15 protein-coding genes are annotated in these 14,064 nt (G+C 70.9%); 5 read left to right on the forward strand and 10 right to left on the reverse strand.

What is annotated here, in order from left to right; all coding sequences use genetic code 11:
* Positions 1-32: 32 nt before the first annotated feature.
* The 5 genes from ABUW04_RS05060 to ABUW04_RS05080 all read right to left on the reverse strand — a co-directional run bounded on the left by ABUW04_RS05060 (position 33) and on the right by ABUW04_RS05080 (position 6,908).
* Positions 33-2,204 carry a hypothetical protein gene (locus ABUW04_RS05060; RefSeq protein ID WP_380563095.1) on the reverse strand — a complete coding sequence of 724 codons (2,172 nt, stop codon included), beginning with the start codon at positions 2,202-2,204 and terminating at the stop codon, positions 33-35.
* Positions 2,205-2,243: 39 nt separating this feature from the next.
* Positions 2,244-3,038 carry an SDR family NAD(P)-dependent oxidoreductase gene (locus ABUW04_RS05065; RefSeq protein ID WP_380563097.1) on the reverse strand — a complete coding sequence of 265 codons (795 nt, stop codon included), beginning with the start codon at positions 3,036-3,038 and terminating at the stop codon, positions 2,244-2,246.
* On the reverse strand, positions 3,014-4,201 hold the full coding sequence (locus ABUW04_RS05070) for an enolase C-terminal domain-like protein (protein ID WP_380563099.1): 1,188 nt from the start codon (positions 4,199-4,201) through the stop codon (positions 3,014-3,016). The genes ABUW04_RS05065 and ABUW04_RS05070 overlap by 25 nt, the downstream gene beginning before the upstream one ends.
* The gene (locus tag ABUW04_RS05075) at positions 4,198-5,445 is read right to left on the reverse strand and encodes an ROK family protein (protein WP_051725197.1); all 1,248 of its coding nucleotides are present in this window, start codon (positions 5,443-5,445) and stop codon (positions 4,198-4,200) included. The genes ABUW04_RS05070 and ABUW04_RS05075 overlap by 4 nt, the downstream gene beginning before the upstream one ends.
* 74 nt (positions 5,446-5,519) lie before the next feature.
* Positions 5,520-6,908 (reverse strand): MFS transporter, encoded by a 1,389-nt coding sequence (locus tag ABUW04_RS05080; RefSeq protein ID WP_380563101.1) that lies wholly within the window; start codon positions 6,906-6,908, stop codon positions 5,520-5,522.
* 462 nt (positions 6,909-7,370) lie between these two features.
* Here ABUW04_RS05080 and ABUW04_RS05085 point away from each other — a divergent pair, with 462 nt between their 5' ends.
* On the forward strand, positions 7,371-7,730 hold the full coding sequence (locus ABUW04_RS05085; protein WP_380563103.1) for an antibiotic biosynthesis monooxygenase family protein: 360 nt from the start codon (positions 7,371-7,373) through the stop codon (positions 7,728-7,730).
* Between the two features lie 31 nt (positions 7,731-7,761).
* Here ABUW04_RS05085 and ABUW04_RS05090 read toward each other — a convergent pair whose 3' ends face one another.
* Positions 7,762-8,526 carry a GntR family transcriptional regulator gene (locus tag ABUW04_RS05090; protein ID WP_380563105.1) on the reverse strand — a complete coding sequence of 255 codons (765 nt, stop codon included), beginning with the start codon at positions 8,524-8,526 and terminating at the stop codon, positions 7,762-7,764.
* Between the two features lie 93 nt (positions 8,527-8,619).
* Here ABUW04_RS05090 and ABUW04_RS05095 point away from each other — a divergent pair, with 93 nt between their 5' ends.
* The 3 genes from ABUW04_RS05095 to ABUW04_RS05105 are packed head-to-tail and all read left to right on the forward strand — an operon-like array spanning position 8,620 to position 9,322.
* Positions 8,620-8,862 carry a hypothetical protein gene (locus ABUW04_RS05095; protein ID WP_380563107.1) on the forward strand — a complete coding sequence of 81 codons (243 nt, stop codon included), beginning with the start codon at positions 8,620-8,622 and terminating at the stop codon, positions 8,860-8,862.
* The gene (locus tag ABUW04_RS05100) at positions 8,859-9,074 is read left to right on the forward strand and encodes a hypothetical protein (protein WP_380563109.1); all 216 of its coding nucleotides are present in this window, start codon (positions 8,859-8,861) and stop codon (positions 9,072-9,074) included. The genes ABUW04_RS05095 and ABUW04_RS05100 overlap by 4 nt, the downstream gene beginning before the upstream one ends.
* A complete protein-coding gene (locus tag ABUW04_RS05105; RefSeq protein ID WP_380563111.1) occupies positions 9,071-9,322 on the forward strand; it encodes a hypothetical protein in 252 nt (83 codons plus the stop codon). The genes ABUW04_RS05100 and ABUW04_RS05105 overlap by 4 nt, the downstream gene beginning before the upstream one ends.
* Before the next feature lie 59 nt (positions 9,323-9,381).
* Here the strand turns inward: ABUW04_RS05105 and ABUW04_RS05110 are convergent, their stop codons facing one another.
* Positions 9,382-10,107, reverse strand: coding sequence for a hypothetical protein (locus ABUW04_RS05110; RefSeq protein ID WP_380563113.1), 726 nt, complete (start codon positions 10,105-10,107; stop codon positions 9,382-9,384).
* Between the two features lie 277 nt (positions 10,108-10,384).
* Here ABUW04_RS05110 and ABUW04_RS05115 point away from each other — a divergent pair, with 277 nt between their 5' ends.
* Positions 10,385-10,909 carry a DUF6879 family protein gene (locus tag ABUW04_RS05115; RefSeq protein ID WP_380563115.1) on the forward strand — a complete coding sequence of 175 codons (525 nt, stop codon included), beginning with the start codon at positions 10,385-10,387 and terminating at the stop codon, positions 10,907-10,909.
* A gap of 163 nt (positions 10,910-11,072) precedes the next feature.
* Here the strand turns inward: ABUW04_RS05115 and ABUW04_RS05120 are convergent, their stop codons facing one another.
* The 3 genes from ABUW04_RS05120 to ABUW04_RS05130 all read right to left on the reverse strand — a co-directional run bounded on the left by ABUW04_RS05120 (position 11,073) and on the right by ABUW04_RS05130 (position 13,726).
* Positions 11,073-11,972 (reverse strand): aminoglycoside phosphotransferase family protein, encoded by a 900-nt coding sequence (locus tag ABUW04_RS05120; RefSeq protein WP_380563117.1) that lies wholly within the window; start codon positions 11,970-11,972, stop codon positions 11,073-11,075.
* Positions 11,973-12,030: 58 nt separating this feature from the next.
* On the reverse strand, positions 12,031-12,858 hold the full coding sequence (locus ABUW04_RS05125) for an SAM-dependent methyltransferase (protein WP_380563462.1): 828 nt from the start codon (positions 12,856-12,858) through the stop codon (positions 12,031-12,033).
* Positions 12,859-13,225: 367 nt separating this feature from the next.
* On the reverse strand, positions 13,226-13,726 hold the full coding sequence (locus ABUW04_RS05130; protein ID WP_380563119.1) for a hypothetical protein: 501 nt from the start codon (positions 13,724-13,726) through the stop codon (positions 13,226-13,228).
* Positions 13,727-14,064: the final 338 nt, after the last annotated feature.

Consider the following 14,064-nt stretch of genomic DNA (forward strand, 5'->3'; position numbering starts at 1 on the left):
GCCGGCCGGGGTCCGGGGTCGGGGTCGAGTCGTCAGCAGCTCAGCGGCTGGACCAGCAAGTCGTCCGCGGCGAAGGACGAGCCGGCGCTGCCTCCCGGCACCCGCAGCCGGACCTGTGCGGCCGCCCCCGCACCGGTGGTCAGGTGGGCAGTGGCCAGTCGGATGCCGTTGACGTAGACGTCATAGGTACCGGCGGACGGGTGCAGGACCAGGGAGACCGGCAGCCAGACCGAGGCCGGGTAGGCGAAGGAGCTGTCGGTCCAGACGCCGCTGTCGGTGTAGGCGGCATTGCCGTCGGCGGCCAGGCTGAACTGCGCCACCGGGTTGCCCGAGGCGTCCAGGAGATGGAGGCCCACGGCCGCACCCGTCTGCCCCGCCCACAGCCGCGCGTCCACGCGGACGTCACCGGAGGGCGCCGCGAAGGACTGGGCCACCGTCAGATCGCTGCTCTGGCCGGTGAGTCGGAGCGATGACCCGTACTCCCCCGTGGCCGGGTCGGCGCCGACCAGGGCTCCGGACGCGGTTCCGGTGACGGTCCAGCCGGTGGGGGCCGCACCGCTGGTGTCCGTGTTGAAGGTGTCGGCGATCGGCGGCGTGCAGACGGCCGCGCCCTGGTAGGCGCCGATGTCGACCGCTCCCGTCGACGGAACCGCGTTGCCGAAGTAGTCCAGCCCCCCGTCCGAGGCGACCTGCACGCCGGCGGACAGGGCGGCGGACCCGGTGGCGAGTTGGTAGCCGTAGGGGTCGGCGAGCTCGCGGCCGTTGAGCAGCGGCGCGCCGGTCACGGAGTTGGTCGCCCCGGACGGGACCGGCACGTCGTAGAAGAGGTTGTGGTCGATGACCCAGGCCGGGTCGCTGAGCGTCCAGCCGACGGTGCCGGAACTCCCGTGCCGGACAACGGCGTTGTCGGTGAACTTCACGTCCAGGGTCGAACTGGTCGACTCGGTGACGATCTGTTGGCTGATGCCGCCGGCCAGGTAGAGGGTGTTGTGGTAGATCTGACCGTTCTTCAGCGCCCCGTCGCAGACCTGGAACCCGCGCGCGCCGTCGTTGACGGAGATGTTGTCGCGGATGACGAAGTCGCTGGTGGGCGTGTTGTAGGGGCAGAGCAGGAAGAAGCCGCCCTGGTTGTCGTGCGAGACGTTGTACTGGAAGACCACGCCGTCGGTGGAGTGGTCCACGTCGTAGGCCATCCCGTCGGAGGTGCTGTTGCCGCCGGAGGTGTCGTTGTACTGGAAGGTGGCGTCCACGCTGTTGGCGGTCCACATCCCGGCGTTGGGCGAGCCGGAGCGCTCGTTGAAGCCGCGCAGGGTGTTGTGCTGGACCAGGGTGTCCTGACCGGTCATCGGCGCGATGCCGTCACCGCCGATGTCCCAGAGGAGGTTCCCGCTGACGACCAGGTCGGTGTAGGGGGTCCAGGCTGCCGTGCACAGGGTGTCCCAGAAGGCGGCCAGACGGGAGCTCTGGCACCAGTTGGACCAGGTGTAGATCCCCTGGCGGTCCACCGCGTGGATGCGGTTGTCCAGGATCTGCAGTCCGGCGAAGGCGGTGGGGGTGGTGCTGCCCTGGGCCTCGACGACGATGCCGCCGGAGGCGTTGGCGTACTTCCCGGTCCCGTTGCCGGTGGTCGTCTTCGCCGGCAGCGCGCCGCGGACGTCGTGGATGTCCAGGTCCTGCAGCACGATCCCGGGCAGGGTGCCCGCGTCCGCCGCGTAGACGTAGACGCCGCGCCGAGCCGTGGTGTTGTCGCCGGGGGCCGACAGCGAGAGGTTGCGCAGGTGCAGGTAGGACTCGTCGGAGAGCAGCACGGCCTGCGTGGCTCCGTCGGCGTCGATGGCCGGCAGCGCGCCGCTGCCGTAGGCGTCGACCAGGATCGGGGCCGCGGCGGTGCCGGAGCCGTGCGGGGTGAAGCTGCCCAGGCAGGTGGTGCCCCGGTCGAACAGGACGGAGTCACCCGGCTGGAGGGCGAGCGCGTTGACGTCGGCCAGGGAGTTGAAGGGGGCCGTCTGACTGCCGCCGCCGTCGCTGGAGGCGGCGCAGTCGACGTAGTAGGCGGTACCGGTACTGGTGCCGGTCGTGGCAGCGGCGGCGGGGGCCGGATTGAGCGGCAGCACGGCGGCGCAGAGGGCGGTGGCGAGCGTGGCGGCGAATGCGAGCAGCGCCCGCCGCTTTCGGATCGAGGGCGACGGCTTCGAGGGCGACAACAGGGGTCCTCCTTCATGGCGGGTGGCTCCTTCCGGCCCTCAGCGCAGCAGCGCTTCGGGAAGCATGGCGGTCATCCCGCCGTCGACGGCCAGGCAGGCGCCGTTGACGAAGGACGACTCGGGTGAGGCGAGGAAGCCCACGGCACGGGCAATGTCGGCCGGTTCGGCGAACCGCCCCAGCGGCGAGGCGCGCAGCATCCGGGCGGCCTGCCCCGGATCGCTCCAGACGTGGCGGTTGCGCTCGACCGGCACGAAGCCGGGGGCGACCGCGTTGCAGCGCACCCCGCGCGGGCCGAACTCGACCGCGGCGGCCCGGGTCAGCGCGAGCAGACCCGCCTTGGCCGCGGCGTAGGCGGAGTACCCGGGCACCGCGCCGAAGGCGTGCGGGGAGGCGATGTGGACGATGGCGCCGGCGTCGGGGCCGTCCCCCGCGCCGGCCCCCTCGACCTGGCGGACGAACGCGGCGTCGAAGCGGCGCGCGGCAGTCAGCACCACCTGCAGCATCCGCTCCCACTCCGGTTCGGGCTGCCCGTCCAGCGGGGCCGGTGCGCCGCCGAACGCGGACTGCACCAGGATCCGGGCGCCGCGGTGCCCGCCCAACTCGCCCAGCTCGCCCGCCGCCTCGAACGCGGCGTCGAGGACGGCCTGGTCGGTGACGTCGCCGCGCACCGCCACGAAACCGTCCCCGTCGGCCCGGGACGGCTCGGCCAGGTCGACGGAGACCACCGCCGCGCCACGGGCCAGCAGTTCGGTGACCACGGCGGCCCCGATGCCCTGGGCCCCGCCGGTGACCACGGCGGTCCGTCCGATCAGATCACGAGGTCGAGTCGCCATGCTGCTCCGTCCAGGTGCGGCAGCGGGTGCGGCTGCCAGTGGTGGTCCAGGTCGATGCCGAGGCCCGCGCCCTGAGGGGGCGTCATCCAGGCCCCGTCCGCCGGCTCGGCGGGCGTGACGCTGCGCCCGCGCCAACTCGCCTCCCCGAAGGCGAACTCGGTCTCGGCGTCCGGGCCGCAGGCGGCGGCCAGGTGCAGGCCGGCCGCGGTGGCGACCGGTCCGCTGGGGTTGTGCAGCGAGACGTGCACGCCGGCGGCGCGGGCCTCGTCGGCGAGGCGCAGCGCGGCCGCGTAGCCGCCGCTGTGCTTGACGTCGGGCAGCAGCCAGCCCAGGTGCCCGCTGCGGAGCGCCGCGCGGACCTGGGCGGGGCCCGTCGCGAACTCGCCGCCCGCGAGCGGTGCGATCCCGGCGGCGTGCACGGCCGCCAGTCCCTCCGCGTCGTCCAGGGCGACGGCGTCCTCCAGCCAGCGCAGGTCGAGCGCGGCCAGTGCCGGGGCGGCGGTCAGCACCTCGTCCACGCCGAGCAGCAGATGCGCGTCGACCATCAGCGCGGTCGAGGGCCGCAGGGCCCGCCGGACCGCGCGGGCCCTGGCCAGGCCCTCGCGCAGCCGGAGTGCGGGTGGCAGCCCGTCGAAGGGTGCGCACTTGACCGCCGTGTAGCCGGCCGCCTCGGCCGCCGCGGCGGTCCGGGCGAAGTCGTCCGGGGTACGGGTCCGCAGGGCCCGGTTGATGTTGGCGTAGCGGTGCACCGGCCGGGCCTCCTCCGCGCCGAGGACCTGCCACAGCGGACGGCCCAGCCGGCGGGCCCGAAGGTCCGTCAGGGCCTGCTCCAGCGCACCGCGCACAGTGGCGCGGGCGAGGGCGGGGGCGGGGGCGGGGGCGCGGTCGGGGTTGGAAGCGCGCTGGGGGTCGTCGCCGTCCGCATCGGTGGCCGGATCGCCGTCGCTCCGGCCCTCCCCCAGCAGCGCGATCGTCTCCTCGACCGTCGCCCCCTCGCGCAGCAACGCGTCCACCTCGGCCCAGACCCGTCGGGCGCCAGGGCCGGCGTCCGAGGACTCCCCCAGTCCGGTGCAGCCGTCGGAGGCGGTGAGTGTGACGACCCACCAGGTCGTGCGCCAGGAGACCGCCGCTCGGTGCAGCCGGAGCTGCGGCGTCTCGCTCATGCGCCGATCACCAGGTGCTCGGCCCCGCGTTCGAAGCTGAGCGGATCGCTGAAGTAGGCGTCCAGGAACGGCGCCGCGGTGGCCAGCACCAGCGAGTGCGGGCCCAGGCCCGAGTGCACCAGCCGCTGCGGAGCCTGTTCGCCGAGCTGGCTGTGCCGGGCCAGTTCGCGCCGGGCGTCGGGCAGGAACTCCGGGGTCAGCAGCGGGCCCCCGGCCAGCACCACCAGCTCCGGATTGACCAGGTCCAGCAGGGTCGCGGCGGCCCGGCCGACATAGCGGGCCCGGCGGCGCAGCAGGGTGGCGACCGCGTGGTCGCCCTCGCCGGCCCGTCGGACCAGGTCCTCGATCTCCTCGCCCTCGGTCGCGGCACCGGCGGCCCGGGCCAGGCCCAGCACCGCGCTGTCGGTGGCCACCGCCTGCAGGCAGTCGGTGCGCCCGCAGTCGCAGCGCACCCCCCGCGCGCCGGCCACCGGCAGGTGTGTCAGGGTGCCGGCCGCGGAACGCGGACCCCGGTGGATCTGCCGGTCCAGCACCAGGGCGCTGCCGACGACATTGCCGATGAACAGCTCTATCGCGCTGTCGACCCGCGTCGCCGCGCCGTACCAGGACTCGGCCAGCGCCATCGCCCGCACCGTCCCCTCCAGGCGCAGCGGCAGGTCCAGCGCCGCGGTGAGCAGGGTGCCCAGCGGCACGTCGCGCCAGCCCAGCGGCTGGTGCTCCACGACCGTGCCGTGGTCGGTGTCCACCCAGCCGCCGACGCCGACCCCCACGCCGAGCACCCGGCGCCCACCGCCCAGCTCCCCGATCAACTGCTCGACGCCGAGGGCCGCCTGGGCGACCAGCTGCGCCGGCTCGTGCGAGTGGTGCTGGTGCACGGCCTGGCCGAGCACGCTGCCGCGCGGATCGACCAGGCCGACGGTGGTGCGGAGCAGCCCGATGTGCACGCCCACCACGGCGTTGCGCGCCGTCGGCAGGTCCAGCGGGACCCGTGGGCGCCCGCTCTCGGCCGGGCCGAGCACCCCGGGCAGCTCGTCGAGCATTCCGGCCGAGGTCAGACGGGCCGTCAGCCGGGTGACGGTTCCCGCGGACAGGCCGGTGAGCTCGGCGATCCGGGTGCGCGGCTGGGGGCCGTGCGCCAGCACCGTCCGCATGATCGAGGCGACATTGCGACGGCCGACATCGCGGGGTTGGGCTGCTGTGGCAGTCCGGGGCGCCGGTTCTCCGGTGGCGGGCCGCGCTGTCATCGCTCGCTCCTTGCGGTACGGGGGTGGATCACGATCAGGATCGGGATCACGATCAGGATCGCGGTTGAGGACGCTCAGGATTCCAGAGCCGTCCCACCGACCTCGCTGACGGGTCGTGAGGTGGAACCCCCGGTCACGACGGCCTGCTCCCGCTGCTCGTCGGCGGTCCGCTCCAGGTCCGCACCGGTGGTGGCGAAGAAGGGGAAGGCCAGCAGGACCACCGCGCACACCAGGTAGGCCAGCGAGAACAGCGCCACCGAGTGCAGGCTCCAGGCACTGATCACGGTGGGTCCGAAGCCCGCGGTGACGGCGATCGCGAGCCGTCCCGAGGCCTGGGTGAAGCCGGTTCCCACGCCGCGCAGCGCGGTCGGGAAGAGCTCGGTGGACCAGATCCAGGCCAGCGTGCCCGGACCGATCCAGGTGAAGAAGGTGAAGGCCAGCCAGCTGACGAAGACCACCGTGTGGTTCCCGGTACCGCCCCAGGCCAGCAGTTGGGTGAAGGCGAGCGCGCCCAGGGCGGTGGCGACGCCGAACCAGCGGCGGTCGACCCGGTCGACGACGAGCGACCCGAGGGCGACCGCGCCCAGGCCCACCAGGAATCCGTACAGGGTGAACTGCATGGCCTGGGACTTGTCCAGGCCGGCCGCGGTCAGGAACAGCGGCCCGGCGATGGTGCTGACGCCCCCGCCCAGTCCGTTGGCGGCGAAGAACAGCCCGAAGGCGAGCGCGCGGGTGCGGTACGGGCGGGCGAGCAGCGCTCGGTAGCCGCGGGGACCCGTCGCGGGGGCGATGTGAGCGGGCTTCTCCAGGCCTAGCCGGGCGTAGACGGCGTCGGCCTCAGCCTGCCGCCCCTGGGCCTGCAGCCAGCGCGGGGACTCCGGCAACAACTGGCGGGCGACCAGCACCAGCAGGGCGGGGACGGCGGCGAGGCCGAAGAGCCAGCGCCAGGCGTCCGGGTTCCCCTGCAGCCCGATGGCGACCGCCGCCGAGGTGATCGCGCCGAGCAGCCACATCGCGTTGGGCAGCGAGCCGGCGAAGCGACCGCGGCGCTTGGCCGGGGCGACCTCGGCCAGGAAGGAGGAGCTGGTGGGGATGTCCATCCCCACGCCGATGCCGATGAACAGCCGGGCCACCACCAGCTCCGGCACATTGGTGACAAAGGCCGACGCCAGGGCGAACACCACGAACAGGACCAGATTGATGACGAAGATGGCACGCCGTCCGAAACGGTCCGTCAGATCGCCGAAGACCAGCGCGCCTATAGCCGCGCCGATGAAGCTCGCCGCGCCCAGCACCCCCTTGTCGGTGGCGGTGAGGGCGAACGCCGGCGTCAGGAAGACCAGAGCAGTGCTCATCACGAGCAGGTCGTAGCCGTCGACGAACTCGCCGAAGGCCACCAGTGGAGGCGCGAGTCTGCGCACGGTGCGGGCGGAGACCCGCGAGGTCGGGACCGGGGAAGTCATGAACGCTCCTGGCAGGGAAGGGCACGGGGTTAATTTCGTACCGAAAGTTAGCCAGGCGCGGCAGCGCGGACAAGACCTCCGGGACCCTCGGACCCTCCTCCGCAGGAAGATTCACGCGGCGCAACACTCCCGCAAAGCTCCGGGCACGGCACCGCTCACGGCGACTCCTGACCGAAGAGCGCGGCGATCCGGCGCTGCCAGGCCGCCAGCACCCGGGGCGGACGAGCGGACGAGTGGTTCCACCCGCCGCCCCTTGCGCCGTTCCGCGACCGGTCGTTCGCGGGGGTGCTGCGACTCACCGAGCGGCACTGGAGGGCCGCGCCCTGGCGTCCGGCCGGGTGCTCGACGTGAGCGGGGACCCACGACTCCGACCTCAGGTCGCGGAGTAACCGGTCAGCTTGCCGATGAGGCGGGGTGCCGGGTAGCCGTACCGGCACCCGCCCGCGTCCGTACAGTGGCGCCATGAGCGATCACTCCGAGGCGCCTGTCGCGCCTGTCGCGGCCTATGAACCCCCCTACTACGTTGCTGTCTTCACTGCGGTTCGAACCGCAGACCAGAGCGGCTACAGCGAGACCAACGCACGCATGGAAGACCTGGTGAAGGACGTCCCTGGGTACTTGGGGATGGACCACGCGCAGACTCCGGGCGGGCTGGGCATCACTGTCGGGTACTTCCGCGATGCCGACGCGCTCACGGAGTGGCGGAGCAACGCCGAGCACCGCGCGGCGCAAAAGCGCGGGCGAGCCGAGTGGTACCAGAACTACAAGCTGCATGTGGCGAAAGTGGAGCGGAGCCACGGGTTCACGCGAGCCGGTCGATGACCCGTGGCCTCACAGCACCTGGGGGTTTTCGTCATGCCTGAGGTCTGTGGCCGTACTCACTGACCCAGCGGGACCCGAGCAAGACGATGTCGGCGGTCTCCACCGGTCGACTGTTGCTCTGGTCGTAGTAGGTGCGCGTGATGGCCATTACGGGGGCCGCGGGTGGGCAGCCGAGCCGCTGGGCCTCGGCACGGGTCGCTGCCCGGGCGCGCACCTGCTCGACGGGCACGCCGACGTCGATCCCGATCACGGCCATCCGGTCGGCCACGCCGATTCCGGCGTGCGGACCCGCCTCGGGCATCACGATCAGCGACTCGCCCGTGACGGCCAGGGGTTCCCAGGACTCGGCGAGTTGCACCGGCTCACCGTCCGCCAGATAGGTGTACGAGGTGTGCATCACGCCCTCGCCGACCGCAATCTCCAGTCGGGCCGCGGTGGTCTCGCCGGCCCTGGCCGTCGCGGACGAGGCATCCCAATGCCCGACGACGCCCTGCTCGGCGAGCAACTGCGCGACCGGTGAGCCCATCCCGGCGGGGACGCGCTGACGGCGGAAGATCGTCACCGGCGGCTCCTGCGAGCGTACATAGTGCCCGGCGCCGGGCCGGGAGATGACAAGGCCCTCATCGACGAGTACGGCGTAGGCGCGCTGCCCGACGGTGCCGGAGTACCCGAACTCGGCGGTGATCTGGGTGAGGGAGGGGAGGCGCGCGCCGGCTTCGAGTGCGCCGGTGGCGATCCGGACCCGGAGTGCCTCGGCGACCTGCAGGTATGGCGGCGTCGCGTCGGTGTCGGTCACATTCACTCCCTAGCACGGTTGAGCGGTAGTGACAGAGTATCCAGGTCGCGGCTACTGTATTGGCACAGTAATACTGTGCTAGCAGGGGTGCTCATGGAGCTCAGTACGCGCGCATCCGAACTGCGCGAGGCAGTCGAGGCCGCCACCGACAGCCCGGCGCAGGTGACCCGCGTCGGTACGAGCGTGCGGATCACCGCCCCGATCAAATCCCACACCACGCCAGCCCAGTGGGGGCGCACGTTGGACGTCGTGCGCCGCGGCGACGACTGGGGCACCACCAGCGTCTCCGGCACGGTCCTGGTCTGGTCCGAGATCCACGAGACGGAACAGCCATGACCATTCCGGCTTCCAGAGTGCTGCCGCATCCGTGGGACCTGCACATCGACCAGTGCCGCGGCCTGCGCTGCGTGTGGTGCAAGACGACTCTCAGCGGCGACCGGATGCCGGCCGGCACCGCCGAGAGCATCCACCAACACGGCAGCTACCGACGTGTGGTGACGTTCCGTCTCTTCTCCTGCCCGGACTGCCCCGCGGAGCCCACGCCATGAACGAGGACCCACACCCCGACGACGCCGCGTTCCTCAACAGCATCGCGTTCACCTCCACCTACCTGCGCCGGTACTGCGACCGCTGCAAGTTCGAGCGCCACACCACCATCGTCGGCGGCATCGAAGCCGGCACCGGCCCAGGCTGGGACATCCGCTTCTGCCGCCCGTGCCTCACATCAGTCCTCGCCAACACCCGCAGATTGGCCGACAACAGCGACCACCTCCCGGCCCTGCCGTCGTACTTCTGACCTTGCCCCCGCGGTGGTGCCGCAGGCCAGCGGCATGCGCATCCCGCAGAGACCAAGCGTTAAAACCGCAACCGGACATTGCTGCCCTCAATGTGGAGCAAGAAGTCCGTCAGCGTCTTCGAGCCGTCGATCGGTTCGAGTGTGAGACCCAGGTCATCCAGGGCGGCGAGCGCAGACACGGCCAGTTCCTCTCTGCCGTCCTCGACGCTGAGGGTCCAGGCGTCGAACAGAGGGCGGACCGAGTCAAAGGCCGTACTGGGGCGGAAGCAGCCACGCCACCACGGCATGTCTACGGACTCGATGAAGATCGTGCCCAGCACCCTCCTCTGCTGCTTCAGGTACATGGGCGGCATTAGCTGTTCCCTGGTCACGATCGGGTTCTCAAACTCATTCAGATCCGCCCAGACCTCGATGAACTGCCGGTACCGCTCTTCCACTGTGATCCAACGGGCGACGACGCGGGTCCCGGGCACAAGAGGAACGTCACCTCCGATGCCAACGCAGACCGCAGCCCCGTCGTCGTTGCGGTAGAGGTCCACGTAGCGCAGCCGCTCGCAGTGGTCCTGTGGCTCCTCGTCGACATTCACCACATGACCGTCGAAGTCGATCGCCTCCAGTTCGCCAGCCAGGAACCGGGCCAACTGCGGCCCCTGATGGATCGGAAGCCGACGATCCTCCCAGCGAGCGCGGGGGCATCGGGGAAGCCGGCCACTGAGCCCGAAGCGTTCGACCGCGAAGCGTTCCGCCTGCTCCAGTCCCTGCACTGTCCCGTAGATCAACATCATGGTCACTCTGGTTGCCCCCGGCATTCGCTGCTGCGACCGAGAGACGATCATGCCATCCGCTCTGGCAATCGGCGGCCGGTTCCTGACCGGGACTCGCCCACGACGTGAGTTGACCCAGGCACCCGGGATACCGTCATCCCGGGTGGAAGGCCAGCGAGGAACTGCGGCAGAGGGTGTATGACAGCCCCGCGCCTCGCCACGCGCCTGGTGTCCCGGAGCACGAAGACGTGATCCGAATCCCCGCCCCGCATGGCGCCGGTCCTCCGAAAGGCGTGTGATGTCGCAGAAGGACTGGACGGCTGATCCGTTCCAGACGGCCCGCAGTTCCGCGATACACCTGGAGATGCGGGACATCTACGGCGTCGCCGGTGAGGCCGAGCGGTTCGCCCTGTGGCAGAAGACCGGTCGGCGGAATTCCGAACGGGACGCTGCAGCCCGAGCGGGATGGATGACGACGGTCCGGAACATGGTGTCCCGTGGCATCGCCGTGCGCCGGGCCCGGATCGTCTCCGAGCCGGTCACCGAGTACATCCGCTACGAGCACGCCGGCACCGCGGCCAACCTCAACGCGGGCGAGTTGGTCCGGTGGCTGCCCCGGCGTCGCGCAGCCGACATCGCGCTGCCCGGGACCGACCTGTGGATGTTCGACGACGCCGCGGTCGAGTTCACTTTCTTCTCCGGTGACGGCGAGGTCGTGGAGCGGGAGTGGCGCACCGAGCCGGAGGTCATCGACCTGGTCCGCGCGGCGTTCGAAACCGTGTGGGACCGCGCTGTCCCGCACGAGGAATACAAGATCCGCTGACGCCGACCTGAGACCCGCTCCCGCTTTGGCCACCTCCCCCCTCCCCGCCCGAGCAGGCCCCTACGGTCGTGGCGCGGCCGGGCGGGGTCCGACCGCCGCGGTTCCGACTCAGTCAACACGTGGACGGAGGCACGGAAGGCCAGCTGATCGATGTCGACCGGCGTCAGAGGTCCTTCAGGACGCGGTCGAGGGCGGCGCGGCCTGCGGGGCCCCAGTTCGGTTTGCCACCGGGTAGGCCGCGGTCGCCGTTCTGGCCCATGAGCAGCAGGAACAGGCCCTTCATGGCGGCCAGTCCGCGCGCCCGTCGGATCGTTGCCTCGTCCGCCTGTCCGTAGCTGTCGAAGAACCGTGCGGCACCGCCCGCGGGGAGCAGCAGCCAGGCGGCGGCGAGGTCCCAGGCCGGGTCGCCGGCGAAGACGTCGCCGAAGTCGATGATGCCTGCCAGTGTCCCGTCCGCGACGACGACGTTCGCGGGATGCAGGTCGCCGTGCACCCAGACCCGCGGGCCCTGCCACTCGGGGGCCGCGACCGCGTCGTCCCACACCGCCCGGATGTCGTCGGCGACGACAGGGCCCAGGTCCACGGCCCGCAGGAAGTTCTCGAAGCCCTCCGTGCACGTCCTGGGATGACCGCCGCGGTCCAGGGCGTCCGGGGCTTCGGCGGGTGCCTCCACGTGCAGCGCCGTGAGGAAGGCCGCCAGGACGTCGGCTGCGTGGTCGCCGCGGGTGATCGAGGCGTGATCCAACGGTGTGCCCTCGACCCAGGTCATGACGGTCCAGATCTTGGGGAAGCGCTCGGACGGCGCACCGTCCCGCACCGGGACCGGGATCGGCAACGGCAGGCGCGGGGCCAGGGTCGGCAGCCACCGGCGCTCCTTGAGCTGTGGTTCCGGGCTGGTGTCCATCCGCTGCACCCGGACCGCCAACTCCTCGCCGAGGCGCCACATCTGGTTGCCCCAACCGCCCGCCACCTCGCGGATGGGCAGCGCCGCCAGGTCCGGATGCTGCTCCTGCAGCAGCTCGCGCACCAGATCCTCGCCGATATCAATCCCGGATTCGATCATGCGCAGTCACAGTACCCGAGGCAGGCGGAGGCGGCGACGAGTGGCGGCGCTTGGAAGGTCAGTTGACGGGCTTTCGGGCGACGCCGCAGTAGATGCCGACGCGGTCCGCGCCCTCGTCCGGGGTCTCGGTGGGCCTCCAGAGCGGGACGGTGACCACGCCGGGGTCGACCATGTCCAGGCCGTCGAAGAAGCGGGTGACCTCGGCGCGGGGGCGGCCGACCAGCGGGGCGGTGGCCTTGTCGTAGACGCTGATGATGCTGTCGCGGACCTCCGGTGACACGAAGTCGGCGGTGCCGTGGGAGAGGATCAGCAGGCTGCCGGGGACCAGCGCGCTCAGCAGTTCGGCGACCACGGCGTGCGGCTTGTCCTCGTCGCGCAGGAAGTGCAGCACCGCGACCAGGACCAGCGCGACCGGGCGGTCGAAGTCCAGGTGGGCCAGGAGCCTGGGGTCGGCCAGGATCGCCGCCGGGTCGCGCAGGTCGGCCTGAAGGACGGTGGTGGGGCCGTTTCCCAGGTCCGCCATCAGTGCGCGGGCATGCGCCAGCACGATGGGGTCGTTGTCGACGTAGGCGACCCGCGCGGAGGGGGTGACCTGTTGCGCGATCTGGTGGGTGTTGCCGGCGGTTGGGATCCCGGTGCCGATGTCCAGGAACTGGTCGATGCCCTGCTCCGCGGCGAAGCGCACCGCGCGCTGCAGGAAGCTCCGGTTGGCGCGGGCGGTGCTGCGGAACTCGGGGTTGGCGGCGACGGCCCGCTCCGCGGCCTCACGGTCGGCCGGGAAGTTGTCCTTTCCGCCCAAGTAGTAGTCGTACATCCGGCTCGGGTGCGGAATGTCCATCTGCAGATCGGCGGACGGCAACGGACCGGGTTCTCCGGTGCCCTTCATCCAGTCGGTCTCGCGCGCCACGGAGTCTCCAAGCGGTCATCTATACGTCGGGAACCACCCTAGAACGATCGACGGCGAAAGGAACGGGGATTCCTCGGGCTCACAGCTGACGGACCGTCAGTCACTAGTCTTGCCAAGCACGTCAGCAGGGTCAGGAACCCCACAGCCACGACGTTGGAGAAGCGGTCGGTTCGGATCCGCCGCCCAGCCTGACGGATCTTCAGGAATGGCTGGATATCGCAGGCATGCCCCACAGTCGGGCCCGCCCCCGCAGTGCTCGAACCCCCATGAACCCGAAGACCACAATCTACAGGTGCCGTGGAGACAGGCCGCTGACCCGTACCGATTGAGAAGCGCAACTGGAGTGCTAGCCGAAGTAGCGGAAGTCATTCCCTGTCCCGCGCGTTTTCAGGCCCATGCTCTTCAAAGATCTGTCCTGTGGGGCCTTTGCGAGGAAGTCGTGCATGAGCTGCAGTGCCGATTCGGGGAAGAGGGGCTTCAGATCCTCCACAAGAGACAGCGGAGCGACGCCGATTGTGTCGGCAGCATGGCCCACTGGGGTAAGCAGGAGGAGGAACTCGCGGAAGTCCTCGATTCTGGTGACAGCCAGGGCGAGCGCCGTCAGACCGTCGCGCAGGGGTGCGACGGTAGTCGTACGTACGGCCACAGCAGCCATCCGTTCGCCATAGATGGCGAGCCGCATTGCTGATCTGGCCTTGATTTGTCCGATCATGATCTCGCGTTCGTGCGGCGTGCCGTTCCGGTAGGCGTGGACAACAGATTGGACGATCTTGTCCAGTTCGTTGGGTATGGGCATCATGCGGTAGCCGTTGAAGCGCTTGTCCATCAGCCGGTTGCTGAAGCTCATAGTGCGGCCCTTCGTCAGGAAGGCGGGACGAGGTAGTCGCCCCTCCATGCGTAGCCAGCGGCGAGAAGCCGCTGGACCTCCCTGGCAAAGACAGTGGGCCTCCCAGTGTCCGTCTTCCAGTAGTTTCCCTCGGGCGGTGATGCGACGTACACCTCGCCCCTCTGGTTGTGATTGACCATCGGCGGCAGCGATTTCACGCCATCGCCGGTGGATCCGGCCCTGGACCCAGGGGCGGCCCGGCCGCGCCACCGGAGGCCACCTCGGCTTCTTGCCCACCGGCAACAGCGGCTCCAGCCTGGCCCATTGCTCGCTCGTCAGATCTCCACGCCCCACGAATG

Origin of the sequence: Streptacidiphilus jeojiensis (assembly GCF_042510965.1) — a bacterium.
Lineage (GTDB): Bacteria > Actinomycetota > Actinomycetes > Streptomycetales > Streptomycetaceae > Streptacidiphilus > Streptacidiphilus jeojiensis.

What these genes read in the sequence shown, in the direction of transcription:
- ABUW04_RS05065 (WP_380563097.1), bottom strand. Translation starts at nt 3,038, where the DNA reads ATGGCGACTCGACCTCGTGATCTGATCGGACGGACCGCCGTGGTCACC.
- ABUW04_RS05130 (WP_380563119.1), bottom strand. Translation starts at nt 13,726, where the DNA reads ATGAGCTTCAGCAACCGGCTGATGGACAAGCGCTTCAACGGCTACCGC.
- ABUW04_RS05095 (WP_380563107.1), top strand. Translation starts at nt 8,620, where the DNA reads ATGGAGCTCAGTACGCGCGCATCCGAACTGCGCGAGGCAGTCGAGGCC.
- ABUW04_RS05070 (WP_380563099.1), bottom strand. Translation starts at nt 4,201, where the DNA reads ATGAGCGAGACGCCGCAGCTCCGGCTGCACCGAGCGGCGGTCTCCTGG.
- ABUW04_RS05085 (WP_380563103.1), top strand. Translation starts at nt 7,371, where the DNA reads ATGAGCGATCACTCCGAGGCGCCTGTCGCGCCTGTCGCGGCCTATGAA.
- ABUW04_RS05080 (WP_380563101.1), bottom strand. Translation starts at nt 6,908, where the DNA reads ATGACTTCCCCGGTCCCGACCTCGCGGGTCTCCGCCCGCACCGTGCGC.
- ABUW04_RS05100 (WP_380563109.1), top strand. Translation starts at nt 8,859, where the DNA reads ATGACCATTCCGGCTTCCAGAGTGCTGCCGCATCCGTGGGACCTGCAC.
- ABUW04_RS05115 (WP_380563115.1), top strand. Translation starts at nt 10,385, where the DNA reads ATGTCGCAGAAGGACTGGACGGCTGATCCGTTCCAGACGGCCCGCAGT.
- ABUW04_RS05105 (WP_380563111.1), top strand. Translation starts at nt 9,071, where the DNA reads ATGAACGAGGACCCACACCCCGACGACGCCGCGTTCCTCAACAGCATC.
- ABUW04_RS05120 (WP_380563117.1), bottom strand. Translation starts at nt 11,972, where the DNA reads ATGATCGAATCCGGGATTGATATCGGCGAGGATCTGGTGCGCGAGCTG.
- ABUW04_RS05075 (WP_051725197.1), bottom strand. Translation starts at nt 5,445, where the DNA reads ATGACAGCGCGGCCCGCCACCGGAGAACCGGCGCCCCGGACTGCCACA.
- ABUW04_RS05125 (WP_380563462.1), bottom strand. Translation starts at nt 12,858, where the DNA reads ATGAAGGGCACCGGAGAACCCGGTCCGTTGCCGTCCGCCGATCTGCAG.
- ABUW04_RS05110 (WP_380563113.1), bottom strand. Translation starts at nt 10,107, where the DNA reads ATGATGTTGATCTACGGGACAGTGCAGGGACTGGAGCAGGCGGAACGC.